We start from the raw sequence: 23,506 nt of genomic DNA, 5'->3' as shown, positions 1-23,506 counted from the left end.
CGCAAAAACTCTGTCATGCCGGCAAAAGGAAGGGGCAACCGTTGGCGCGCTTTGGCGCGCTCTGATAATCTCAGCGCCATAATTGTCCGCGCTCCCGAGGGGTCGGGTGGGCTGCCAGCGGTGATCCGACGCGTATCAAACGTCCGTTCATCCTGCGCTGCAACATCGTGCGGGCGATACCGTGACGGTCGATCGGCACCGGGTGAGACACCCGGCCCGTCGGCCATCGCCCGCGCCGGGTCGACACGCGTACAACAACAAGAGGGCATTGCCCTCACCGGGGAATAAGAATGACGAGCTCGCTGCGTAGCCTGCTGGTGGTCGACGACCACCCTCTCGCCTTATCTGGCACGACCACGTTTCTTGCGCACGCCTTGCCTGAAGTTCAGGTGCACGCGGCTATTGGCCGGCGCCAAGCGCTGGCGCTGATTGAAGAAGGCGTCCGACCGGACGTCGTGCTGCTGGACGTGTGGCTGTCCGATTGCACAGGTTTCGACGCCATGCGCGAACTGCGCGGCAAACTGCCGGAAGCGCGCTTTGCCTTCATGTCGGCGGAAAACACGCCGGAAATCGTCGCCAAGGCTCAAGCGCTGGGCGCCATCGGGTTCATCGGCAAGCACGCCGATGCCCATGCATTCTCCAAGGCAGTGGCCGGTATTTTTGGCGGCGATGCGTCGTTCCCGTCGGAAGACGATATGGGGGGCATCAACGGCAAAGGGGGCGCCTCGCATGGCATCCCCATCACGCCGGCAGAACTGGGGCTGACGCCGCGCCAGGGCTCGGTGCTGGCGCTGCTGCTCGAAGGCCTGCCGAACAAGTCGATCGCACGCCAGTTGGGCCTGACGGAAAACACCGTCAAAGAACACGTCTCGGCGATTTTGCAGCGGCTGGGCGTGCGCACGCGCATCCAGATCATCTCGCGCATGGAACGCTTTCGCCTGACGGGCGCAGCCTGATCTGCGCATCTGAACTGATCATGCCGGCGCCGCCATCGACGGCGCCGTTTTACATTTCCGTCAGTAAGCGACCTGGGGCTCGGCTGAGCGACCGCGCAGCCAGCGCTTGAGCAGCACGCGCAGCATGTTCGGGTCCATCGGCTTGGCCAGCAGTAGATAGCCGGCTTCTTCGGCGCGCGCGAGGGCGGCGGAGTTGCGATCGCCAGTCAGCAGTACGGCGTGGGCATCGGGGTGGCTGACTTGCCAGCGTTCGAGCAGTTGCAGGCCATCCTCCTCGCCAGGCAGGCGCAGGTCGCAGAAGATGATCTGCGGACGGATGCCGCGCGCGAGAAGTTGCTCTGCGGAGCGGCCATCTGCGGCGCTGTGGACCTCCACACCCCACGCTTCTAGCAGCGCGTGCCAGGCCTTGCGGATCTGCGGGTCGTCATCCACCACCAGCACCACGCCGGAGAACCGCGGCTGATCGAGCACGGCGCGCTTTTGCTCGGCGCGTGGCTGGGTGGCCAGCGGCGCCTTGATCTCAGCAGGCACCGGCCGCAGCGCCATCCAGAACATCGAGCCGCGCCCCGGCACCGAGCGCACGCCAAACGTCCCGCGCAGCAGACGCACACATTCCTTGTAGATCGACAGGCCCAAACCCAAGCCCTGGCTCGGATCGCGCTCGGGGTTTTCGACCTGGTAGTACGTCGAGAAGATGTCTTTCTGATGCTCAGGCGCGATGCCGATGCCGGTATCCCAGACCTCGATCCGCAAATGCTTCTGGCGCACGCGCAGCGCCACCATCACGCCGCCGCGCTCGGTGTAACGCAGCGCGTTCTGCAGCAGATTGAACAGCGCCCGGCGCAGCAGCACCGGCTCGGCCATCCCGAATACCGGCAGCGGCGGAATGCGCGCTGCGAGCGTCAGGCCCTTGGCGCGCGCGTCGGGCATGAACTGCTGGACCACTTCGGTGATGACCTCACCCAGATCCACCGGCTCCAGCGTCGGCGAGGTTTTGCGGCTCTCCAGCTTGGACAGATCCAGCAGCGAGCGGAAGAGCAGATCGATGGTCGCAGCGCCCGAGGCCAATTGCTCCACCAGCGGCGCCAAGGATTCCGACTGGTTGCGCGCCCGCAGCGCCTCCACCAGCAGCACGATCGCATGCACCGGCTGGCGCAAGTCGTGACTGGCCGCAGCCAGGAAGCGCGATTTTTCTTCCGATGCCGACAAAGCGCGCTGCTTCTCGTCCTGATAGCGGCGCGCAAGCTGGCGGCTCTCGTTTTCAAGCTGAATTTCGCGCACCAGCGTGTTGTGGATGTTCACGGCATGCCGCGTCAGCAGCGCCGCAAAGAACAGCAGCACACCGCGCAAATACAGCCCATGCCCCGGAAACGCCTGCTCGGCCAGCACAAAGTGCGGCGCCAGGATGCCCGTCCCGAGGATCAGCAGGCTGGACGGTACCGGCGCCTGCGACAACACGGCCGCCGCCGCCACACCGATGATCACGATCATCAGCAGGCTGCTGAACTCCAGCGACGGCGACATCAGATACAGCCCCGCCGAACAGCCCCACGCCACCCCGCCCACCGCCGACATGACGTGCATGCCCGTCCACCACTTGCGAGTGTGCGCGGCCAGCGTCATGCGGGTCAGGTCGTAGCGATAGCCGAAATAGAAGCGCAGACCTGACGCCGTCAGGCACAGCATGATCAGGCACCAGCCCAGCAGCACGGGGCGGTTCGAGGCATCCCAGAACGCAGCGACCGTCAAGGCGGGCAGCACGACCGAGGCAGCAATCCCCATGGGGGCCCCGCGATGCACGGCGGCGAGCAGCTTGGCTCGGGCGTCCAGTTCAAGCGGCGCGCGGCTGGCAAGCCCGAACTTGGCGAAGAAAAGGCGCAGCGAGGCGTTCAAGGAAATATTGGGAAGAAACTGGATACCGGATTGTGCCGCAAGCATGCGCCGCGCGGGCGCACCGTTCGGACGATTGTGCAACACCCCGACACCCAGCCGCGTGCGCGCCGGGGATGGGGCAATCCCTTATATAATGTGCGTTTTGCTGGATTTTGGCGGCTGCCACGCCAATCCGGCACGAAAACGCACTTCCCCTTTCCTCGACCACCGACGCTTCTCGTGAAAGTCTTTCGCGGCCTGCCCAACGCCGAAAGTCGCGCGCCCTGCGCGTTGACCATCGGCAACTTCGACGGCGTGCACCGCGGGCACCAGTCTCTGCTGGCCCGCGCACGCGCGGCGGCTGACGCACGCGGATTGCCGCTCACGGTGATGACGTTCGAGCCGCATCCGCGCGAATTCTTCATGCCGGACCGCGCGCCCACCCGCATTGCGCTGCTGCGCGACAAGCTGGAAAGCCTGCGTCGCCAGGGCGTCGACCGCGTGGTCGTGGAGCATTTCAATGCGCATTTCGCTGGGCAGACGCCGGACGAGTTCGTGCGCAATGTTCTGGTCGATGGCCTGCACACGCGCTGGCTGCTGGTGGGCGATGATTTCCGCTTCGGCGCCAAGCGCGCGGGCGATTTCAACTATCTGCAGGCCGCCGGTGCCCAGTTCGGCTTTGAAGTCGAGCAGATGGGCTCGGTGTCGGAATCCGGCATCCGCATTTCCAGCTCGGCCGTGCGCGAGGCGCTGGCCGCGGGCGACCTCGAACATGCCCGCCGCCTGCTCGGTCACGGTTATGCCATCAGCGGACACGTGGTGCATGGGCAAAAGCTCGGCCGCTCGCTCGGCTTCCCGACGCTGAATCTGCGCATCTCGCACCGCAAGCCGGCAGTGGCCGGCATCTTCGTCGTGCAGGTGCACGGGCTGGCTGAAAAACCGCTGCCGGCCGTCGCCAGCATTGGCGTACGCCCGACGGTGGACGACTCCGGCCGCGTGCTGCTGGAAGTGCACGTCTTTGATTACAACGCCAGCGTCTACGGCAAGCTGGTCCGCGTGGAATTCATGAAGAAGCTGCGCGACGAGGCTCGCTACGACTCGCTCGATGCGCTCAAGGACGCCATCGCGCAGGACTGTGTTCACGCGCGGCAGTTCTTCGGCCTGCCTGTTCCGCCGGCTGGCGAGTCGCCCACGCTGCGGCGCGACTTCGCCACCTCGGCCACCGACCGAATTCAGTAGGCGGCCGACACGTTCGCCGCCCAGAAGCCACACGCTGCGCACGCGCGTCCTGCACTGTCAGCCGCGCCTGCACCCACCCGAATTGCCCGAATCTGCCCCACATCACATCATGTCTGACGCCAAGAAGCCCACGCCGGAGAAGAGCAAGTACCCGGTCAACCTGCTGGACACGCCTTTCCCCATGCGCGGCGACCTGCCCAAGCGCGAGCCGCAGTGGGTCAAGCAATGGCAGGACAAGCAGCTTTACAAGAAGATCCGCGCCGCGCGCAAGGGCGCGAAGAAGTTCATCCTCCACGATGGCCCCCCGTATGCCAACGGTGATCTGCACATCGGCCACGCGGTCAACAAGATCCTCAAGGACATGGTGATCAAGGCGCGCGGTTTGACTGGCCTGGACGCCGTCTACGTGCCGGGCTGGGATTGCCATGGCATGCCGATCGAAATCCAGATCGAGAAGCAGTTCGGCAAGGGCCTGCCGGTCAAGGAAGTGCAAGAGAAAGCGCGTGCGTACGCCACCGGCCAGATCGCGCGCCAGAAGGCGGATTTCGAGCGCCTGGGCGTGCTGGGCGACTGGGCCGATCCGTACCTGACCATGAACTTCCGCAACGAAGCGGATGAAGTTCGCGCGCTGGGCAAGATCCTGGAGAAGGGCTACGTCTTTCGCGGCCTGAAGCCGGTCAACTGGTGCTTCGACTGCGGCTCGGCGCTCGCTGAAGCTGAAGTCGAATACGCGGACCGCACCGACCTGTCGATCGACGTCGGCTTCCCGTTTGCCGATATCGACGCACTGGCCAGCGCCTTCCACGTTGGCGCCGACGTGCTCAAGGCCAAGCCGGGCTGGATCGTGATCTGGACGACGACCCCGTGGACGATCCCCTCCAACCAGGCGCTGAACCTGCACCCGGAAATCGAATACGCGCTGGTCGACACGCCGCGCGGTCTGCTGATCGTCGCCAAGGAGCGCGTCGAGGCCTGCCTGCAAAGCTGGAAGCTCGAAGGCACCGTGCTGGCCACGTGCGAAGGCGCGGCGCTGTCGGGCGTGCGCTTCCACCACCCGCTCGCCAAGATGGACGCGGGCTACGACCGCACCTCGCCCGTCTACCTGGGCGACTACGTGACCATCGATACCGGTACCGGCATCGTCCACTCCGCGCCTGCCTATGGCGTGGAAGACTTCCAGTCGTGCAAATCGCACGGCATGCCCGACTCGGAAATCATCAACCCGGTGATGGGCAACGGCGTGTACGCATCGACGCTGCCGCTGTTCGGCGGCCAGATGATCTGGGACGCCAATCCGAAGATCGTCGAAGTGCTGCGCGAATCCGGCAACCTGTTCGACGCCCACAAGCACCCGCACAGCTACATGCACTGCTGGCGCCACAAGACGCCGATCATCTATCGCGCCACGTCGCAGTGGTTTGCAGGGATGGACGTGCAGCCCAACGACGGCAACGCTACGCTGCGCGAGACCGCGCTGGCAGGCATCGATGCCACCGCGTTCTACCCGTCCTGGGGCAAGCAGCGCCTGCACAACATGATCGCCAACCGCCCGGACTGGACGCTCTCGCGTCAGCGCCAATGGGGCGTGCCGATGGCCTTCTTCGTACACAAGGAAACCGGCGCGCTGCACCCGCGCACGCCTGAGCTGCTGGAGCAGGTCGCCCAGCGCATCGAACTGAGCGGCATCGAAGCCTGGCAGACGCTCGACCCGCGCGAGCTGCTCGGCGATGAAGCCGATATGTACGAGAAGAACCGCGACACGCTCGACGTGTGGTTCGACTCGGGCACGACGCACTGGCACGTCATCCGTGGCTCGCACGCGGCGGATCTTTACGACGCTTCGGCCGACCTGCCGGACGGTCGCCTGGCCGATCTGTACCTGGAAGGCTCAGACCAGCACCGCGGCTGGTTCCACTCGTCGCTGCTGACGGCTTCGATGCTGTACGGCAAGCCACCGTACAAGGGCCTGCTCACGCACGGCTTCACGGTGGACGGCGAAGGCCGCAAGATGTCCAAGTCGATCGGAAACACGATCGCGCCGCAGGAAATCGCCAACAAGATGGGCGCGGAGATCATTCGCCTGTGGGTCGCCTCGACCGACTACTCGGGCGAACTCGCCATCTCGGATGAAATCCTGAAGCGCGTGGTGGAAGGCTATCGCCGCATCCGCAACACGCTGCGCTTCCTGCTCGCCAATCTGACGGATTACGACCACGCCAAGCATGCGCTGCCGACCGAGCAATGGCTCGAAATCGACCGCTATGCCGTGGCGCTGACGGATTCGCTGCAGAAGGAAGTCCTGTCGCACTACGACGTGTACGAGTTCCACCCGGTCGTCGCCAAGTTGCAGACGTTCTGCTCGGAAGACTTGGGCGGCTTCTACCTCGATGTGCTGAAGGACCGCCTGTACACCACGGCGCCCGACTCCGTGGCGCGCCGCTCGGCACAGAACGCGCTGTACCACATCACCCAGGCAATGCTGCACTGGATGGCACCGTTCTTGTCGTTCACGGCCGAAGAGGCATGGCAGGTCTTCGCACACGGCACCGAGCACACCGACACCATCTTCACCAGCACCTACTACAACGCTCCAGTACCGCAAGGCGCCAGCGCGCTGCTGGAGAAGTGGGCCGCCATCCGCAACGTGCGCGGCGAAGTGACCAAGCAGCTGGAAGCGCTGCGCATCGACGGCAAGATCGGCTCGTCGCTGCAGGCGGAAGTGACGGTGTCGGCGGGTGAGTCGGTGCATGACGCGCTGGCCAGCCTTGGCGACGACCTGCGCTTCGTGCTGATCACGTCCGCAGCTAAATTGGAGCGCGCCCCGGAAGGCGGCGATCTGCTCATCACCGTGGTGCCGTCCACGCACGCCAAGTGCGAGCGCTGCTGGCACTACCGCGCCGATGTCGGCCACGACGCGGCTCACCCGACCCTCTGCAAGCGTTGCACCGACAACCTGTTCGGCGCCGGCGAACAACGGAGCGCTGCCTGATGGCCACTCGCAACAACGGCAAGAGCAAATCGATCGGGTTGAAGAAGAGCGGCGGCGGTCATGGCGTGGGCCCCTGGCTCGGCCTGGCCGTCATCTGGATCCTGCTGGACCAGTTGACCAAGATCGCCATCCTCAAGACCTTCACCTACGGCGAGTCGCGGCCGATCACCGGCTTCTTCAACCTGGTGCTGGCCTATAACAAGGGAGCGGCGTTTTCGTTCCTGGCCGCGGCCGGCGGCTGGCAGCGCTGGTTCTTCACGGGCCTCGGCGTGGCGGCGGCGCTGTTCATCGTGTGGCTGCTCAAGCGGCACAGCGGGCAAAAGCTGTTCTGCTTTGCGCTGGCGCTCATTCTGGGCGGCGCGCTGGGCAACGTGATTGACCGTGTCATCTACGGTCATGTGGTGGACTTCCTCGACTTCTACCTGCACAACTACCACTGGCCGGCCTTCAACGTGGCGGACTGCGGCATCACCATCGGTGCGGTGCTGCTGATCGTTGACGAACTGCGGCGGGTGCGTCGCTGACGCTGCCGTGTCAAACCTCCAGCATTGGAACGGCGAAGCGGTGCTGTGCCTCGATGAGGCTGGCCCGCGTATCGCCAGCGAGCAGGATGCGCTGGACCACCTGATCGGCGAGGCGCTGGGGCATGGCGCATCGATGGTTGCCGTGCCGGTCAGCCGCCTTGATGCGGCGTTCTTTGCGCTGCGCACCGGCCTGGCCGGCGGCATCGCGCAGAAGATCACGAACTACCGACTCAAGCTCGCCGTGGTCGGCGACATCTCGGCGCACCTGGAGGCCAGCAGCGCCCTGCGCGACTGGGTGCGGGAATCCAACAAGCGCGACACGATCCGCTTCGTCCCCTCGCTGGACGACCTGGCCGCCGATACGCGGCCCATGCCTGCTGAATGAGGCTCAGGCCCAGTAACGCACGGCGTACCACGCCCGTTTGACGTACTCGGCAAGAATCGACCCGGCTTCGTAGATCGGCACCGACTTGGCCAGCGTATCGCCCGGGAATACGCCGTGTGCACCCCAAGTGACTTCCGGCCATACCTTGCGGAACACCGCCAGCGCCCGGCCGGTGTGATACCAGCTCGTCACCAGTATTGCGCTGTTGACGTGCAGGCCCGCCAACGTCTCGCGCGTCATCCGCGCATTTTCCATCGTGCTGCCGGACACACATTCGTGGCCGATGCGCTCCGCCGGCACGCCGGCCATTACAAGGCGGCGCTCGATCAGCAGGCAATCGCCCTGTCCGCTAACGAACACGCGAGGCGCTACGCCCGCGTGATACAGCTCGGCAGCGCCGATCACGCGCTGCCCCGATTCGCCGCCCAGTACGACGATCACGTCTGCGTGCGCGAGCCCCGGCTCCTCACGCAGCCATGCCTTCGCCCCGCAGACGAGTACCGCGCCGGCCACCACCGCAACGATGGCGCAACCGCCAATCCAAGCGAGAACATTGCGAACTGCGGAACAACCGAAAACCATATCGAGAATGCGCTTTTGAGGAAAAACCCGAGCGCCAGACGCGCCGCGGGGCAAGCCGGTATCATCGCCTCTGTTCAGCAGGAAGCCCCGGGCACCGGGTTGTATCCTGCCCGCGCATATTGCGTCAATCGGATTCCCAAGCGGGTTGTTATGGAACTGCAAGGCAAACATTTCGTGCTCGGCCTGACCGGCGGCATCGCGTGCTACAAGTCGGCCGAGCTGGTGCGGCTGTTGACCAATGCGGGCGCAACCGTGCAGGTGGTGATGACCGAGGCCGCCGCGCACTTCATCACGCCAGTGACAATGCAGGCGCTTTCCGGGCGACCTGTCTTCACGTCGCAGTGGGACGGCCGCATCGGCAACAACATGCCGCATATCGACCTCTCGCGCGAGGCGGATGCCATCGTCATCGCGCCGGCGTCCACCGACTTTCTGGCCAAGCTCGCGCACGGCATGGCCGACGATCTGCTCTCCACGCTGTGCATCGCGCGCGATTGCCCGCTGCTCGTCGCGCCCGCGATGAACCGGCAGATGTGGGCCGCGCCCGCCACCCAACGTAACGCCGCCCAGTTGCGCGCGGATGACGTCACCCTGCTCGGCCCCGATGCCGGCGACCAGGCCTGCGGCGAAGTCGGCGACGGCCGCATGCTAGAGCCCGAAGACATCGTCGAGCAGCTCATCGGCTTCTTCCAGCCCAAGCTGCTGCGCGGTCACCGCGTGCTGCTGACGGCCGGCCCGACCTTCGAGCCGATCGACCCGGTGCGCGGCATCACGAATCTGTCCAGCGGCAAGATGGGTTTTGCGCTGGCGCGGGCCGCATCGCAGGCCGGTGCAGAAGTCACGCTGGTTGCCGGGCCGTGCCATCAGGACACGCCCGCAGGCGTGCTGCGCATCGATGTGCAAACCGCCCAGCAAATGCACGACGCCGTCATGCACGAGCTGGATGCGGCGAAGAACGACATCTTCATTGCCGTGGCCGCTGTGGCCGACTGGCGCGTGGCGCAAGCCGCGGAACAGAAGCTCAAGAAGCAGAACGATTCCGACGTACCGTCACTTACGTTCACACAGAACCCGGACATCCTGGCCGGTGTGGCGCGCAGGGCGAATGCGCCTTTCTGCGTCGGCTTTGCGGCCGAAACCGAACGGTTGGAAGAGTTCGGCGAGGCCAAGCGCAAGAAGAAAGGCATTCCTCTGCTGGTCGGCAATCTTGGGCAGCAGACCTTCGGCCGCGACGACAACGAAGTCGCACTCTTCGATGCAAAGGGCATCACGCGCTTGCCGCGCGCCGACAAGCTGACGCTGGCGCGCCAGATCGTCGCCGCCATCGCCGACCGCGTCCATGGAGCACGGTCATGAGCGCCGCGCCGATCCGTCTATCGGTCCTGGACCAAAGCCCGGTCATCTACGGCCACAGCGCACGCGACGCCATTGCCGCGACGGTCGATCTGGCGCAACTGACGGATTCGCTCGGCTACACGCGCTACTGGTGCGCCGAGCACCACGGCCTGCGCGGCGTGAGCAACCCCGCGCCGGAAGTGATGATTGCCCGCGTGGCGAGCGCCACGAGGCACTTACGCGTGGGCTCTGGCGGCGTGATGCTGCCGTATTACAGCCCGTTCAAGCTGGCCGAGCAGTTCCGCCTGCTGGAAGCACTGTTCCCGAACCGCATCGACCTGGGTGTCGGCCGCGCACCCGGCGGCGACATGCGCACCGCGCAAGCCGTGGCCATGGGCGATTACAACCGCGGCGACATCTTCCCGCAGCAGGTGCAGGAACTGATCTGGCACCTGACAGGCACGCTGCCGCCAGACCACCCCGCAGCCGGCGTTCTACTACAACCCGAGATCGATACCAAGCCCGAGTTGTGGATGCTCGGCTCCAGCGATTTTGGTGGGGCGCTGGCCGCGCGCCTGGGCATCCGTTTCGCGTTCGCGCATTTCATCAACCCGCACGTCGGGCACATCGTCGCCCAGCAGTACCGCACGGATTTCGAGCCCGGCTACGATGCGCGCCCGTATAGCGCCGCCGCCGTCTTCGTGATCGCGGCTGATACCGAGGCGGAAGCGCGCCGCTATGAAGCCGCCATCGACCTGCGCCGCGTGCAGATGGCGCTCGGCGTGAACGGTCCGATCCCGACTGTCGAGCAAGGCGAAGCCCACGTCTACACCGAGCGCGACCAGGCCATCGTCATGCGCGAGCGGCCACGCAGCATCATCGGCACACCGGAATCCGTGGCCGAACAGATGCATGCGCTCAAGGAACGCTTCGTCGCCGATGAACTGATCGTGCTGACCGTCGCACCCAGCTACAAGGCGCGCCTGCGTTCATATGAGCTGCTGGCGGAGGCGTTTGCGCTACCATCTCCGGCTTCTGCAACCTCTTCGGCCTGCCCCGCATGAAACTCGACGTCAAGATCCTCGACGCCCGCCTGCACGAACAGCTCCCGCAGTACGCCACCACCGGCAGCGCCGGGCTGGACCTGCGCGCATGCATCGACGCCCCGCTCACCATTGAGCCCGGCACCACGCATCTGGTCCCGACCGGCATGGCCATCCACCTGGCTGATCCGGGTTATGCCGCGCTGATCCTGCCGCGCTCTGGCATGGGCCACAAGCACGGCATCGTGCTCGGCAACCTGGTCGGCCTGATCGATTCCGACTACCAGGGCCAGCTCATGGTCAGCACGTGGAACCGTGGCAGCACGGCGTTCGTGCTCAATCCGATGGAGCGCCTTGCACAACTCGTGATCGTGCCGGTGGTGCAGGCAGAGCTGAACATCGTCGATGACTTTGCCGAGAGCGAGCGTGGCGCAGGTGGTTTCGGCAGCACCGGGCGCCACTGACAACATCGCCCACACATAAGAAAAAGGCCCGGAGATTCCGGGCCTTTTGTTTGGTGCGACAAACTTCGTCAAGCTTCCGCTTCTTCCTGGGCAGGTGCCGGCGGCGCTTCGTTCTCGGAGAACTCCAGCTTCACCGCATCCGCATCGTCCAGATCCACGACCACCTTTCCGCCGTTCACCAGCTTGCCGAACAGCAGCTCGTCGGCCAGCGCCTTGCGGATCAGGTCTTGAATCAACCGTTGCATCGGGCGTGCACCCATCAGCGGGTCGAAGCCCTTCTTCGCCAGGAAGCGACGCAGCTTCTCGGTAAAGATGGCATCCACCTTCTTCTCGTGCAACTGCTCTTCCAGCTGCATGAGGAACTTGTCGACCACGCGCATGATGATTTCCTCATCGAGCGAGCGGAAGCTGATGGTTGCGTCCAGACGGTTGCGGAACTCCGGCGTGAACATGCGCTTGATGTCGGCCATCTCGTCGCCCTGTTCGCGCGCCGTGGTGAAACCGATCGTTGCCTTGTTCATCGTCTCGGCGCCCGCATTGGTCGTCATGATGATGATCACGTTGCGGAAATCCGCCTTGCGGCCGTTGTTGTCCGTCAGCGCGCCGTGGTCCATCACCTGCAGCAGGATGTTGAAGATGTCCGGGTGGGCCTTCTCGATCTCATCCAGCAGCAGCACGCAATGCGGCTTCTTGGTCACAGCTTCCGTCAGCAGACCGCCCTGATCGAAGCCCACGTAGCCCGGAGGCGCGCCGATCAATCGGCTCACCGCATGGCGCTCCATGTACTCCGACATGTCAAAGCGGATCAGCTCGATGCCCAAGATGAATGCGAGCTGCTTGGCGACTTCGGTCTTGCCCACGCCCGTGGGGCCGCTGAACAGGAACGAGCCAATCGGCTTGTCCGTCTTGCCCAGGCCTGCACGCGACATCTTGATCGCCGAAGCGAGCGCATCAATGGCCGGATCCTGCCCGAACACGACCGACTTCAGGTCGCGCTCCAGCGTCTGCAGCTTGCTGCGATCGTCCTGCGACACGCTTTGCGGCGGGACACGGGCGATACGCGAAACGATGTCTTCGATCTCACCCTTGCCGATCGTCTTCTTCTGCTTCGACTTCGGCAGGATGCGCTGCGCTGCACCGGCTTCGTCGATCACGTCGATCGCCTTGTCCGGCAAATGGCGGTCGGTGATGAAGCGGGCCGACAATTCAGCCGCAGCCGTGAGTGCCGACGACGCGTACTTCACGCCGTGGTGCTCTTCAAAGCGGGACTTCAGGCCGCGCAAAATCTGCACGGTCTGATCAACCGTCGGCTCCACCACGTCGATCTTCTGGAAGCGGCGGGACAGCGCTGCGTCTTTCTCGAAGATGCCGCGATATTCCGTGAACGTCGTCGCACCGATGCATTTGAGTGCGCCCGACGATAGCGCCGGCTTGAGCAGGTTGCTTGCGTCCAGCGTGCCGCCCGAAGCCGCACCAGCGCCGATCAGCGTATGGATCTCGTCGATGAACAGGATCGCGTTCGGATTGTCCTTGAGCGACTTCAGCACTCCCTTCAGGCGTTGCTCAAAGTCGCCGCGGTACTTCGTGCCGGCCAGCAGCGCGCCCATGTCGAGCGAATAGACGACGGACTTCGCGAGGATGTCCGGCACTTCGCCCTTCGTGATGCGCCATGCCAAACCTTCCGCGATGGCCGTCTTGCCGACACCGGCCTCGCCCACCAGCAGCGGGTTGTTCTTGCGGCGGCGGCACAGCACCTGCACCACGCGCTCGACTTCCTGCTCACGGCCGATCAGCGGGTCGATCTTGCCGGCCTTGGCCAGCGCGTTCAGGTTCTGGGTGAACTGCTCCAGCGGGCTTTCCTTCCCGTCGCCGCCTTCGCCTTCGGGGTTGCCTTCGCCCTGCTTGGCGGGCTCAGCCTGGTCCTTGCGGATGCCGTGGCTGATGAAGTTCACGACGTCCAGCCGGGTCACGCCCTGCTGCTGCAGGTAGTACACCGCGTGCGAATCCTTCTCGCCGAAGATGGCGACAAGCACGTTCGCGCCCGTCACTTCCTTCTTGCCGTTGGACGTGGATTGCACGTGCATGATGGCGCGCTGGATCACGCGCTGAAAACCCAGCGTGGGTTGCGTGTCCACCTCGTCCGTGCCGGGCACCACAGGCGTGTTGTCGGCGATGAAGTTCTTCAGATGCGTGCGAAGGTCTTCGATGTTGGCGGCGCAGGCGCGCAGCACCTCCGCGGCCGTCGGATTGTCCAGCAGCGCAAGCAGCAGATGCTCCACCGTAATGAATTCGTGGCGAGCCTGCCGGGCTTCGACAAACGCCATGTGCAGGCTGACTTCCAGTTCTTGCGCGATCATGCTTCCTCCATCACGCACTGCAGCGGATGCCCCGCTTGCCGTGCATGGGTTGACACTAATTCCACTTTCGTCGCGGCGATATCCCGTGTGTAGATACCGCACACGCCCCTACCTTCCCGATGCACAGTCAGCATGATCTGTGTGGCGGTCTCCCGGTCTTTGCTGAAATACTGCTGAAGAATCATCACGACGAATTCCATCGGGGTGTAGTCGTCGTTGAGCAGCAGCACCTTGTACATCGCGGGCGGTTTGAGCGCTTGCTCTTTCCGCTCGAGGACGGTGCCTGCATCGTGTTGTGGAGTGGTCGCTTGCCGGATTGCCATGGTCTTATTCTAACCACTCCTTTCGAGTTCGCAATTTGGGGAAATAACACCGACTTCAAGGTCTACAAACGGTTTGGCCCGTGGAGCGTGCGTCCGTCAGCCCTCGGGCGCGAGGCGTTTTACCGCCCCTGCGTTGGCTGGAACCGGCGCAAGCTCCGCGCCTGAGATGCCAATCGTTTTCCGTACTTGGAGGCGATCGGCTGGATTTCGAGCAAAACCTCTTCAGAAACTGACCGTTTTTCGCCACAAACCCACCCTTTGTGGCCTTGACAGTCTCTTACAATCCTCGAACAATCGAATTCAGCATGTGCGCCCTACTGCCCCGCAAACCGTTGGCAGCGAGCCGCATGAATGGTGAGCCCGGGAGGCCTCACACCAGTCGACAACAGATCGACAACCGCTTCAGGCTGTGGCGTTTGCCACAAGAAGACCGATCGCTTGCGGCGCGGTTCCACCCGCGCCATTCGTCGTGCCGTGCTGGCCGGCGGCCGGGCGATGACTGCGCGGTACCGCTCTGCACTGCCCCGACAGGCATACCTCCCGGCTCGGACTTGTGTTTTAACGGAGGGGTTTTCATGGCACTCGGTACGGTCAAATGGTTTAACGACGCCAAGGGTTTCGGTTTCATCTCGCCTGACGAAGGCGGTGAAGAGCTGTTTGCGCATTTCTCGGCCATCCAAATGGCTGGCTTCAAGACGCTCAAGGAAAATCAGCGCGTCTCGTTTGAAGTGACGCAAGGCCCGAAGGGCAAGCAGGCCACCAACATCCAGGCTGCCTGATAGGCGTTGCGCGGCACCCCGCCGGATGGCGACGGTGTCCAAATGCAAAAAACCCGGCGATATGCCGGGTTTTTTGTTGCCGCGGCGCGAGACAATGCCGGAGATATCTCGCCGCGCGCAACACGTCATTTCAGCGGGTTGTGCGCTACGGCATGGATGATCCCCGTGTCATTTCAAGGAGCCCCCGCCCATGAAACATTCTCTGCCCCGCACCGCCGCCACGGCCACGCTGCTGATTGCCGTGCTATTTCCCGCAGCCGCCCGCGCCCAGCTTGGCGACCTCATCAAGGGGGCCACGCAGGGCAACAGCCAGGGCGCCACAGGCGGCCTTGGCAGCATTGGCAGCCCGGGCGGTGTGCCGTCGCTCGGGTCATTGACGTCGGGGAGCACCGGCAATGTAGCTGGCGTGCTGGAGTTCTGCATGAAGAACAATTACCTGGGCGGCGCGACCGATGCGGCGTCGGTCAAGGACAAGCTGCTCGGCAAGCTGGGCGGTGCGCCGACGTCCAACCCGGGTTACACCGACGGCACAAAAGGCATCCTGACCGGCTCGGATGGCAACTCATTCGACCTGAGCAGCATCAAGTCGCAAATCACCCGGCAGGCGTGCGACAAGATCCTGTCGCAGGGCAAATCCCTGCTTTGAGCCGCGGCGCAGGCAAGCGCGCACTACACTGCAATATCGACTGACCGTTCGCCTGTCTTCCACGCCCCGAGGGAGCCTCATGCTGGAAACCGCCGCGCTGGCCGCCGGGCTGTCTTGGACCAGCGGATTCCGCCTCTATCTGGCCGTATTTGCTGCTGGCGTACTCGGCCGCACGGGTTGGCTGCATTTGCCGCCCGGCCTGCAGATGCTGGAATCGTGGTGGGTGATTGGCCTGGCCGGCGTACTGGCCGTGGCGGAATTTCTCGCCGACAAGATTCCCGGTTTCGATTCCGTTTGGGATGGCATTCAGACCTTCATCCGCGTGCCTGCGGGCGCGATTCTGGCTGCGGCCGCGTTCGGGCAGCTCGATCCGCAATGGATGGTGGCTGCCGGACTGATTGGCGGGACGCTGGCCGGCACGGCACATGCCACCAAGGCCGGTACGCGCGCGCTGATCAACACGTCGCCGGAACCGTTCTCGAACTGGGTGGCGTCGTTCAGTGAAGACGTAGCCGCCAGCGGTGGTTTGCTGATGGCATTTTTCCTGCCAGTTGCGTTCTTGGTGGTCCTGGGGCTGCTGCTGTTGGTATCGGTGTGGTTACTGCCCAAGCTGTGGCGCGGCGTGCGGCGCCTGCGGGATGCGCTGCGCGGGCGATCACCTGAGCCGCCGCCGGCCGGCACCACCCGGCTGCCGCGCTAAGGCGCTATCCAAAGGCGCGCAGCAGCCAGAACAACGTCAGGGCCAGCGCGCACGCCCACCCGGAAAACAGCACGCGCCAGACCTTGTTGCGCGGAACAAACCCCACACCGCGCACCAGCCCCGCGCTCATCGCCCAGAACAGCAGCACGGCAAGACCATGGTCGGCATGCCCGTCGCGATTGGCGAGGATGTACGGATACACCGTGCCCACCGCCATCACGAGCAACCCGGCTGCCAGGCTGGCGGCGTGGATGCGCGGCTTGTCGGTGGTGCTCACGTTGGCTGTGCTCACTCGCGGTCCGAGTTCGGATTGTTCGCGTTGGCGGCGCGGTCGTCGCTCACCTCACCCCACATTGCGTTGAGCACCGCCAGCAGCACAGCAAAGCCGACACCCAGGACCCAACTGAAGTACCACATGGATTTGCTCTCCTGTGCGGCGGTTAGTAAGCCGAGTGCTCGTTGGCGCGGATGTGTTCGACCGTCACCTTGCCGCGCATCACGCGGTAGCACCAGCTTGTGTAGGCGATGACGATGGGCGTGAAGATGATCGCCGCCCAGAACATCAGGCCCAGCGTGAAGTGGCTGGAAACGCTGTCCCACACCGTGAGGCTGGCGCCGGGCATGCTGGACGAAGGCAGCACGAACGGGAACATCGATGCCCCGGCCGTGGTGATGATGCCCGCCAGCCCCAGCGACGACAGCACAAACGCAGTAAGCGTGCGCCCCGCCCGCGACAGCACGACGGCCAGCAGCGGGCCAATCACGCCAATTGCCGGCAACGCCCACAGCAACGGCTGCTTCTGATAGTTGCGCCACCATGCGTCAGCCGTGCGCGCGACGGTCTTGGCCATCGGGTTGGCAAGCCCCGCGGGGTCGATAGCCGACGTGATGACGTAGCCTTCGATGCTGCCGGCGTGCAACCATGCGCCGGCCGCAATAAACGCCACCACCGCGACGATGGCTGCGCCAGTGGCAGCACTGGTGGCGCGTTGTTGGACAACGCCCTCCGTCCGGTGGGCGAGATAGATGCCGCCATGCATGGTGATCATCGCGCTCGACACCACGCCCGTCAGGATGGCAAACGGATTCAGCAGTTGCCAGAACGTGCCGGTGTACGTCACCACCATGAAGTTGTCGAAGTGAAACGGCACGCCCTGCAGCAGGTTGCCGAACGCCACGCCAAAGATGAGCGGCGGCACCGCGCCCCCGATGAAGAGGCCCACGTCCCACACTTTGCGCCACGTGGCGTTATGGATCTTGCTCCGGTAGTCAAACCCGACCGGCCGGAAGAACAACGCCCACAGCACCGCCAGCATCGCCCAGTAGAACCCGCTGAACGCGGTGGCGTATACCAGCGGCCACGCGGCAAAGATGGCGCCACCGCCCGTGATAAACCAGACCTGGTTGCCGTCCCAGTGCGGGCCGATGGTGTTGATCATCACGCGGCGCTCGTCGTCCGTCTTGCCGACAAAGGGCAGCAGCGTGCCGACGCCCATGTCGTGTCCGTCCATGATGGCAAAGCCGATCAGCAACACGCCGATGAGCAGCCACCAGATGACCTTGAGGGTTGGGTAATCGAACATGGCGTTCTCCTCAGGCGTGGGCGGCTTCGAAATCGTAGCGGCCAGTGCCGAGGCTGCCCGGCCCCTGGCGCGCGAACCGGATCATCAGGTACATCTCAACGATCAGCAGCAGCGTGTAGAAACCGATGAAGCCCGCGAGCGACCCATACAGGCTGGCCTCGCTCAACGTCGACACACTCAGATGCGTGGGCAGCACGCCGTAGATGGTCCACGGCTGACGGCCGTACTCCGCCACCACCCAACCCAGCTCGATGGCGATCCATGGCGCGGGCAGCATCCACAGCGCACAGCGCAGCAGCCATGCCGGTGCCTTGCGCTGCGGCCGCAACGTGCTCCAGAACGACAGGCCAAACAGCGCCAGCATCAGGAAGCCCAACCCGACCATCACACGAAAACCCCAGAACATCGGCCAAACGCGCGGCACGGTATCGTCGACGGCCTTGTCGATCATCTCGGGCGTGGCTTGCCGCACGTCGGCCACGTACTTCTTGAGCAGCAGGCCAAAGCCCAAGTCTTGCTGATGGATCTGCAGGGTCTGGAGCGCCGCCGCATCGCCGGGGTGCTGGCGCACCGTTTCCAGCGCGGCCACAGCTTCGATACCGCTCATGATTCGGCCGCGATTTCGCGCCTTGATCTCATGGATTCCCGGAATCTGCTTGGACACCGAGCGCGTGCCGATCAGCCCCATCACCCACGGAATCTCGACCGCCCAGTCGTTCTTCTGCTCGCGCTGGTTGATCGACGCAATCACGTTGAAGCTGGCCGGCGCGGGCTCGGTCTCCCACATGGCCTCGATGGCGGCCATCTTGGTTTGCTGCGCTTCGCCCACGGTGTAGCCGGACTCGTCGCCCAGCACGATCACGGAGCACACGCTGGCCAGCCCGAACGCCGCCGCCACGCGAAAGCTGCGCCGCGCGAATTCCACATCGCGGCCGCGCAGCAAGTACCAGCTCGAAATCGACAGCACGAACATCGCGCCCGTCACGTAACCCGCCGACACGGTATGCACGAACTTGGCCTGCGCGATGGGGTTGAAGACCACGGCCCAGAAGTCGTGCATCTCCATGCGCATGGTCTGCCAGTTGAATTCGGCACCGACCGGGTTCTGCATCCAGCCGTTGGCGATCAGAATCCACAGCGCGGAAAGGTTGGTGCCGATCGCCATCAGCGTCGTCACCAGCAAGTGCTGCGTCTTGGAAAGGCGATCCCACCCGAAGAAGAACAGGCCGATAAAGGTGGATTCCAGAAAAAACGCCATCAGCCCTTCAATGGCCAGCGGCGCACCAAAGACATCGCCCACGTAGTGCGAGTAATACGCCCAGTTGGTGCCGAACTGGAATTCGAGCGTGATGCCCGTCGTCACGCCCAGCGCAAAGTTGATGCCGAACAGCTTGCCCCAGAAGCGCGTCATGTCTTTCCAGATGACCTTGTTGGTCATCACGTAGACGCTTTCCATGATGACCAGCAGCCAGACCATGCCCAGCGTGAGCGGCACGAACAGGAAGTGGTACATCGCCGTGGCCGCAAACTGAAGCCGGGACAGATCGACGAGATGTTCGGAAATCACGGTTGCCCTCCCTGCGCTGCTGACGGTGTCACGATCAGGCGATCAGCGGCCCGCTCGGCATCGACCGGCACCCGGTGATCTCGCACGAATACCCACCACAGCGCGCTCAGCACCACCAGCTTGATGGCGACGACGATGAGCAGATGGCGGACGAGTCGGCGGTCGTTGGGGCTCACGGGCGGACGAGACTTGGCGCGCGTCGGTGCCACTTGCAGGGGGTCCCGGCCAGTGGCACAGAAAGTCACATGTGATCCAGCACAGAAAGTCACATGTGATCCAGTCTAGTCATGGATGGAAGGGGTGACAAACCATTTCTGAGGGGAGTTGTGAGGTATCGGGCGCTTGAGCGGGCCGCCGTCGACGGCGTTTTTCGTGACGTTTTGCCACGGAGGCCGCTAGCCCTCTCGTGCGTGAACACCTCCGGCGCAACGCTGGAAGAACTGAAACGCAACGCGCAGGAAGCCGTCGAGCCGATGCATGAAGACGGCGATCAAGATGTTCGTGCACTCGCCCACGACGTCAATTCGCTATGCAGGATGTTCAGCGAGGACGACAGCGGATGCTGGCTGTTCGTCAACATTGACCTCACCAGGATCGGATCGAAGGCCGTGCGCCTGAACATCAGCCTGCCTGACCGGCTTGTGCTGCAGATCAATGCGGCCGTCAGCGACAGGTGACGTCCACCCGTCGGCAACCTCTAGTGCTGCGGCTTCTTCATGGCCTCGGATTCTCTCGCGGCGTTCAGTTCTTCGCTGGCCTCAATCGGATCCATTGCCTCATCAATCGAGGAGGCCGCGCGTTCTATTTCGCCTCGCTCTTCGGCCAGGAATTCATCCGACTCCTCCAGCTCGCCGGGAGGAGGCTCCAGCATATCGTCCAGCATGGCACCCAACTCGGGCGTGTCCCATGGCTCGCCTCGGTGCATCTTTTGCTTTATGTAATGACGAATCTCAGCATCTTGTTCGGGAGTCAATGGAAGCCCGCGAAAAGTGCTCTTGGGGTCGGTCTCGGGCATGATGTTTCTCCCCTACTGAGTAGATTTTTTAGTGTACGCCGGGCTTTGCGGGAGTGCTCGGCGACGTTGCCGGACCAACAGGAAACCGAGAGACCAGTCATCCAACAGGGCACACCGGGCGGCATTGGCGCCGGTCGTCAGCAAATTCTGATTTATAGTTTCGCCCCTGCTCAGACGAAGCGGCCATCGGTACACTCTGCGCCATCGCTTTCAGTGCCATAGGGAAAGCGATCGAGGTGTGGAAACCTCGTGCGTAACGGGTGAGAACCGAGCATAGGTTCTTGCCCTCGATTGCTATGGCTTGGCTTCGTCTCCCTCCTGGGGCGAGCCAGGCATGAGCGGCTTCGGCCGCGCCGACTGTTACGCATCGGTTTTCCACCTTGCCTGTGCTCGCCCACCCCTCTCCCATGGGTTGGGCGCGGTTCCGTTCATCACATGAAGAGGAATGCCGTGACCCGCTCGATCTCCCAATCCGTCGATTCCCCGGCTGGCAATTCGCTCGCCAAATATCAGAAAGGTGTTGGCGCTGCGCGTGAATTTTTGCGTGCCCTGTCCGCGCGCGCCGCAGCCCCCAAGCATTCCGCAACCAGCACGACGGACTCGCCAGAACACCCCGAGCAACCCCGCTGATTCATGGGCGAGGCCCAGCGCATAGGCCGCGGCGCCCTTGTTGCAGCATCGGCGTTGGGGCTTGTTGGGGCTCGCCCGCCCTTTTTGCGAGTACGAACCGGTCAAGACTGCGAGCATCTGCAGATGGTCGGCTGCGCTTAAAACAAAAAACCCCGGCGAGCCGAAGCTGCCGGGGTTTTTCCACATCCACGGCGGGGTGCCGCGAGCGACATGCATCGATCATTCTCGCTGAATCGCCCGTAAAACTCCGCCCTGCTACGGCTGCCAAATCCGGGGACCCAGGGCAGTTGAGCTACCGCCCCAGATCCTTTGCCGACACGCCCGCAATGCCCCAGTTCTCCTTTGGCACGTCATGGATCCATACCCGGACGTTCTCCTTCGGAGCGCCGGTCGCCTCGACAAGGGCGGTCGTAACCTTGTCGATTACGGCGCGCTTCTGCTCGGTGGTGCGACCTTCGATCATGTAGATCTGTGCAAACGGCATGGCTTTCCTCCTTGGTATTTGCAATGGCCGGCGATAGTCAGGCCGCCTGCGCTGCCAGGATGCCGCGCTGACGAGCCATGGTGAGTGCCGTGTCCTCGATCATGTCTTCCTGACCGCCCACCATGCCGCGCCGGCCCAGTTCGACCAGCAGATCACGCGCCGGTACACCGTATTTCTTTTCTGCACGTTTGGCGAACAGCAGGAAGCTTCCGTACACACCGGCATAGCCGAGCGTGAGCGCATCGCGGTCGATGCGGATGGGGAAATCCATGATGGGCACCACAAGGTCTTCAGCCACGTCCTGAATCTTCCAAACATCCACGCCGGTCTTGATGCCCATGCGGTCGCACACCGCCACCAGCACCTCCATTGGCGTATTGCCTGCACCGGCTCCCAGCCCCGCTGCAGCCGCATCGATGCGCGTAGCACCGCATTCGATCGCGGTAATGGAGTTGGCAATGCCCATGGCCAGGTTGTGGTGGCCATGGAAACCCAGTTCGGTCTCAGGCTCGAGCGCGTCGCGCACGGCAGCAAGGCGCGCCTTCACGTCATCGGGCAGCATGTAGCCGGCTGAGTCGGTGATGTAGATGCAGTTGGCGCCGTAGCTCTCCATCAGCTTGGCTTGCTTGACCAAGCCTTCGGGGCTGTTCATATGCGCCATCATTAGAAAGCCGACGGTGTCCATATCGAGCTTGCGCGCGTAGCTGATGTGCTGCTCCGAGACGTCGGCCTCAGTGCAGTGCGTGGCCACGCGAATCGTATGCACGCCGAGTTCACGCGCCATTTTGAGATGGTCAACCGTGCCAATACCGGGCAGCAGCAGCGCCGACACCTTGGCTTGCTTCATGAGCGGGATGACTGCACCCAGGTACTCCTCGTCGCTGTGCGCGGGAAAGCCGTAGTTGAGCGATGAGCCGCCCAGACCGTCGCCGTGGGTGACTTCAATCAGGGGAACTCCGGCGGCGTCCAGCCCCTGCGCAATGGAGCGCATCTGCTCAAGCGTCATCAGGTGGCGCTTGGGATGCATGCCGTCGCGCAACGTCATGTCGTGAACGGTAATGCTCTTGCCTTGCAGCGTAGTCATGTGAGGCTCCTCGTCAGGCGGTTTCAGCGGCGGGGGCGGCCGAGGTGGCGCGCAGGGTCAGTTCACCCTTGAGGATCTCCTCGGCGAACATCTCGGCAGTGCGCGCGGCAGCGGCGGTCATGATGTCGAGGTTGCCGGCGTACTTGGGCAGGTAATCGCCTAGGCCCTCGACCTCCAGGAACACGCTCACGCGGTTGCCGTCGAACACCGGGCCGTTGACGAGCTTGTAGCCCGGCACGTACTTCTGTACCTCTTTGATCATCGCGTGGATCGACGCGGTGATGGCCGCCTGATCCGGCTCAGTTTCCGTCAGGCAATGCACGGTATCGCGCATGATCAGCGGTGGCTCGGCGGGGTTGATGACGATGATGGCCTTGCCCTTCTTCGCTCCACCCACGCGCTCGACCGCACCGGCCGTGGTGCGCGTGAATTCGTCGATGTTCTTGCGGGTGCCCGGCCCCACCGACCGGCTCGACACCGTAGCAACGATCTCGCCATACGCCACGGGTTGCACGCGGCTGACGGCCGCCACCATCGGGATGGTGGCCTGCCCGCCGCAGGTCACCATGTTGACGTTCATCTCGGCGCGACCGAGGTGCTCTTTCAGGTTAACCGGCGGCACGCAATACGGGCCAATGGCCGCAGGTGTGAGGTCAATCATCAACACGCCCAGCGCATTGAGCTTGCGGGAGTTCTCCGCATGCACATAGGCGCTGGTGGCGTCAAAGGCAATCTGCACGCCGTCGGCCAGCACGTGCGGAAGCAGGCCGTCGACACCGTCTGCCGTGGTCTTGATGCCCATCTCGCGGGCACGCTTGAGCCCGTCGGATTCCGGGTCGATGCCCACCATCCACACAGGTTCCAGCACGGGGCTGCGCTGCAGTTTGGCCAGCAGATCGGTGCCAATGTTGCCGGGGCCGATCAGGGCGCATTTGATCTTTTGAGTCAT

General features: G+C 63.8%; 26 protein-coding genes. 12 read left to right on the top strand and 14 right to left on the bottom strand.

Features of this window, described 5'->3' with window-relative positions; translation table 11 throughout:
* Positions 1-290: 290 nt before the first annotated feature.
* Positions 291-956, top strand: a complete 666-nt coding sequence (locus BM136_RS15445; protein ID WP_024974972.1) for a response regulator transcription factor — start codon at positions 291-293, stop codon at positions 954-956.
* 60 nt (positions 957-1,016) lie between these two features.
* Here BM136_RS15445 and BM136_RS15440 read toward each other — a convergent pair whose 3' ends face one another.
* The gene (locus BM136_RS15440) at positions 1,017-2,849 is read right to left on the bottom strand and encodes an ATP-binding response regulator (RefSeq protein ID WP_092973020.1); all 1,833 of its coding nucleotides are present in this window, start codon (positions 2,847-2,849) and stop codon (positions 1,017-1,019) included.
* A 219-nt stretch (positions 2,850-3,068) separates the two neighbouring features.
* Here BM136_RS15440 and BM136_RS15435 point away from each other — a divergent pair, with 219 nt between their 5' ends.
* From BM136_RS15435 to BM136_RS15420, 4 genes are all read left to right on the top strand, one after another.
* The gene (locus BM136_RS15435) at positions 3,069-4,067 is read left to right on the top strand and encodes a bifunctional riboflavin kinase/FAD synthetase (RefSeq protein WP_092972776.1); all 999 of its coding nucleotides are present in this window, start codon (positions 3,069-3,071) and stop codon (positions 4,065-4,067) included.
* A gap of 109 nt (positions 4,068-4,176) precedes the next feature.
* Positions 4,177-7,056, top strand: coding sequence for an isoleucine--tRNA ligase (ileS, locus tag BM136_RS15430; RefSeq protein ID WP_092972774.1), 2,880 nt, complete (start codon positions 4,177-4,179; stop codon positions 7,054-7,056).
* Positions 7,056-7,580, top strand: coding sequence for a signal peptidase II (lspA, locus tag BM136_RS15425; RefSeq protein WP_092972772.1), 525 nt, complete (start codon positions 7,056-7,058; stop codon positions 7,578-7,580). Before ileS ends, lspA begins: the two co-directional genes overlap by 1 nt.
* 7 nt (positions 7,581-7,587) lie before the next feature.
* Positions 7,588-7,965 (top strand): DUF4180 domain-containing protein, encoded by a 378-nt coding sequence (locus tag BM136_RS15420; RefSeq protein ID WP_092973018.1) that lies wholly within the window; start codon positions 7,588-7,590, stop codon positions 7,963-7,965.
* Between the two features lie 3 nt (positions 7,966-7,968).
* Here BM136_RS15420 and BM136_RS15415 read toward each other — a convergent pair whose 3' ends face one another.
* Positions 7,969-8,547: a YdcF family protein gene (locus BM136_RS15415; RefSeq protein WP_092972770.1), complete on the bottom strand. Its 579-nt coding sequence runs from the start codon at positions 8,545-8,547 to the stop codon at positions 7,969-7,971.
* Positions 8,548-8,697: 150 nt separating this feature from the next.
* Between BM136_RS15415 and coaBC the strand changes: the two genes are divergently transcribed.
* Genes coaBC through dut form a run of 3 tightly spaced genes read left to right on the top strand, consistent with a single transcriptional unit; the run spans position 8,698 to position 11,389 of the window.
* On the top strand, positions 8,698-9,903 hold the full coding sequence (gene coaBC, locus BM136_RS15410; RefSeq protein WP_092972768.1) for a bifunctional phosphopantothenoylcysteine decarboxylase/phosphopantothenate--cysteine ligase CoaBC: 1,206 nt from the start codon (positions 8,698-8,700) through the stop codon (positions 9,901-9,903).
* A complete protein-coding gene (locus BM136_RS15405) occupies positions 9,900-10,946 on the top strand; it encodes an LLM class flavin-dependent oxidoreductase (protein ID WP_092972766.1) in 1,047 nt (348 codons plus the stop codon). The genes coaBC and BM136_RS15405 overlap by 4 nt, the downstream gene beginning before the upstream one ends.
* The gene (gene dut / locus BM136_RS15400) at positions 10,943-11,389 is read left to right on the top strand and encodes a dUTP diphosphatase (protein ID WP_024974963.1); all 447 of its coding nucleotides are present in this window, start codon (positions 10,943-10,945) and stop codon (positions 11,387-11,389) included. Before BM136_RS15405 ends, dut begins: the two co-directional genes overlap by 4 nt.
* A 68-nt stretch (positions 11,390-11,457) precedes the next feature.
* On the opposite strand, the gene clpA is transcribed toward dut, so the two are convergent.
* Both clpA and clpS read right to left on the bottom strand, forming a co-directional pair.
* On the bottom strand, positions 11,458-13,746 hold the full coding sequence (gene clpA / locus BM136_RS15395; RefSeq protein ID WP_012762704.1) for an ATP-dependent Clp protease ATP-binding subunit ClpA: 2,289 nt from the start codon (positions 13,744-13,746) through the stop codon (positions 11,458-11,460).
* Positions 13,743-14,069 (bottom strand): ATP-dependent Clp protease adapter ClpS, encoded by a 327-nt coding sequence (gene clpS, locus BM136_RS15390; RefSeq protein WP_011002382.1) that lies wholly within the window; start codon positions 14,067-14,069, stop codon positions 13,743-13,745. The genes clpA and clpS overlap by 4 nt, the downstream gene beginning before the upstream one ends.
* 575 nt (positions 14,070-14,644) lie before the next feature.
* Between clpS and BM136_RS15385 the strand changes: the two genes are divergently transcribed.
* The 3 genes from BM136_RS15385 to BM136_RS15375 all read left to right on the top strand — a co-directional run bounded on the left by BM136_RS15385 (position 14,645) and on the right by BM136_RS15375 (position 16,194).
* Positions 14,645-14,848 carry a cold-shock protein gene (locus BM136_RS15385; RefSeq protein ID WP_004631953.1) on the top strand — a complete coding sequence of 68 codons (204 nt, stop codon included), beginning with the start codon at positions 14,645-14,647 and terminating at the stop codon, positions 14,846-14,848.
* 190 nt (positions 14,849-15,038) lie between these two features.
* A complete protein-coding gene (locus BM136_RS15380) occupies positions 15,039-15,494 on the top strand; it encodes a YjjA family protein (protein WP_092972764.1) in 456 nt (151 codons plus the stop codon).
* Positions 15,495-15,573: 79 nt separating this feature from the next.
* Positions 15,574-16,194, top strand: a complete 621-nt coding sequence (locus BM136_RS15375) for a DUF4126 domain-containing protein (RefSeq protein ID WP_092972762.1) — start codon at positions 15,574-15,576, stop codon at positions 16,192-16,194.
* Positions 16,195-16,198: 4 nt separating this feature from the next.
* Here BM136_RS15375 and BM136_RS15370 read toward each other — a convergent pair whose 3' ends face one another.
* Genes BM136_RS15370 through cydP form a run of 5 tightly spaced genes read right to left on the bottom strand, consistent with a single transcriptional unit; the run spans position 16,199 to position 19,520 of the window.
* Positions 16,199-16,471, bottom strand: a complete 273-nt coding sequence (locus BM136_RS15370; RefSeq protein ID WP_092973016.1) for a cyd operon YbgE family protein — start codon at positions 16,469-16,471, stop codon at positions 16,199-16,201.
* Positions 16,472-16,482: 11 nt separating this feature from the next.
* Positions 16,483-16,611 (bottom strand): cytochrome bd-I oxidase subunit CydX, encoded by a 129-nt coding sequence (gene cydX / locus BM136_RS15365; protein WP_092972760.1) that lies wholly within the window; start codon positions 16,609-16,611, stop codon positions 16,483-16,485.
* 23 nt (positions 16,612-16,634) lie between these two features.
* Positions 16,635-17,777, bottom strand: coding sequence for a cytochrome d ubiquinol oxidase subunit II (gene cydB, locus BM136_RS15360; RefSeq protein ID WP_092972758.1), 1,143 nt, complete (start codon positions 17,775-17,777; stop codon positions 16,635-16,637).
* A gap of 10 nt (positions 17,778-17,787) precedes the next feature.
* On the bottom strand, positions 17,788-19,344 hold the full coding sequence (locus BM136_RS15355) for a cytochrome ubiquinol oxidase subunit I (protein WP_092972756.1): 1,557 nt from the start codon (positions 19,342-19,344) through the stop codon (positions 17,788-17,790).
* Positions 19,341-19,520 carry a cytochrome oxidase putative small subunit CydP gene (cydP, locus tag BM136_RS15350; RefSeq protein ID WP_092972754.1) on the bottom strand — a complete coding sequence of 60 codons (180 nt, stop codon included), beginning with the start codon at positions 19,518-19,520 and terminating at the stop codon, positions 19,341-19,343. The genes BM136_RS15355 and cydP overlap by 4 nt, the downstream gene beginning before the upstream one ends.
* A 234-nt stretch (positions 19,521-19,754) precedes the next feature.
* On the opposite strand from cydP, the gene BM136_RS15345 reads away from it, so the two are divergent.
* Positions 19,755-20,021 carry a type II toxin-antitoxin system HicB family antitoxin gene (locus BM136_RS15345; RefSeq protein ID WP_175537143.1) on the top strand — a complete coding sequence of 89 codons (267 nt, stop codon included), beginning with the start codon at positions 19,755-19,757 and terminating at the stop codon, positions 20,019-20,021.
* A gap of 20 nt (positions 20,022-20,041) precedes the next feature.
* Here the strand turns inward: BM136_RS15345 and BM136_RS15340 are convergent, their stop codons facing one another.
* The 5 genes from BM136_RS15340 to BM136_RS15320 all read right to left on the bottom strand — a co-directional run bounded on the left by BM136_RS15340 (position 20,042) and on the right by BM136_RS15320 (position 23,506).
* Positions 20,042-20,359 (bottom strand): hypothetical protein, encoded by a 318-nt coding sequence (locus tag BM136_RS15340; protein ID WP_092972749.1) that lies wholly within the window; start codon positions 20,357-20,359, stop codon positions 20,042-20,044.
* A 360-nt stretch (positions 20,360-20,719) separates the two neighbouring features.
* Positions 20,720-21,205 carry a hypothetical protein gene (locus BM136_RS25395; protein WP_175537142.1) on the bottom strand — a complete coding sequence of 162 codons (486 nt, stop codon included), beginning with the start codon at positions 21,203-21,205 and terminating at the stop codon, positions 20,720-20,722.
* Positions 21,206-21,281: 76 nt separating this feature from the next.
* Positions 21,282-21,491 (bottom strand): 2-hydroxymuconate tautomerase, encoded by a 210-nt coding sequence (locus BM136_RS15330; protein ID WP_302848166.1) that lies wholly within the window; start codon positions 21,489-21,491, stop codon positions 21,282-21,284.
* Between the two features lie 19 nt (positions 21,492-21,510).
* On the bottom strand, positions 21,511-22,557 hold the full coding sequence (gene dmpG, locus BM136_RS15325; protein WP_092972742.1) for a 4-hydroxy-2-oxovalerate aldolase: 1,047 nt from the start codon (positions 22,555-22,557) through the stop codon (positions 21,511-21,513).
* A 13-nt stretch (positions 22,558-22,570) separates the two neighbouring features.
* Positions 22,571-23,506, bottom strand: a complete 936-nt coding sequence (locus BM136_RS15320) for an acetaldehyde dehydrogenase (acetylating) (protein ID WP_092972740.1) — start codon at positions 23,504-23,506, stop codon at positions 22,571-22,573.

It is taken from the genome of Ralstonia sp. NFACC01 (genome assembly GCF_900115545.1).
Classification (GTDB): domain Bacteria; phylum Pseudomonadota; class Gammaproteobacteria; order Burkholderiales; family Burkholderiaceae; genus Ralstonia; species Ralstonia mojiangensis.
The sequence above is the reverse complement of the archived record's forward strand: the minus strand, read 5'-3'. Positions and strand labels throughout refer to the sequence as shown.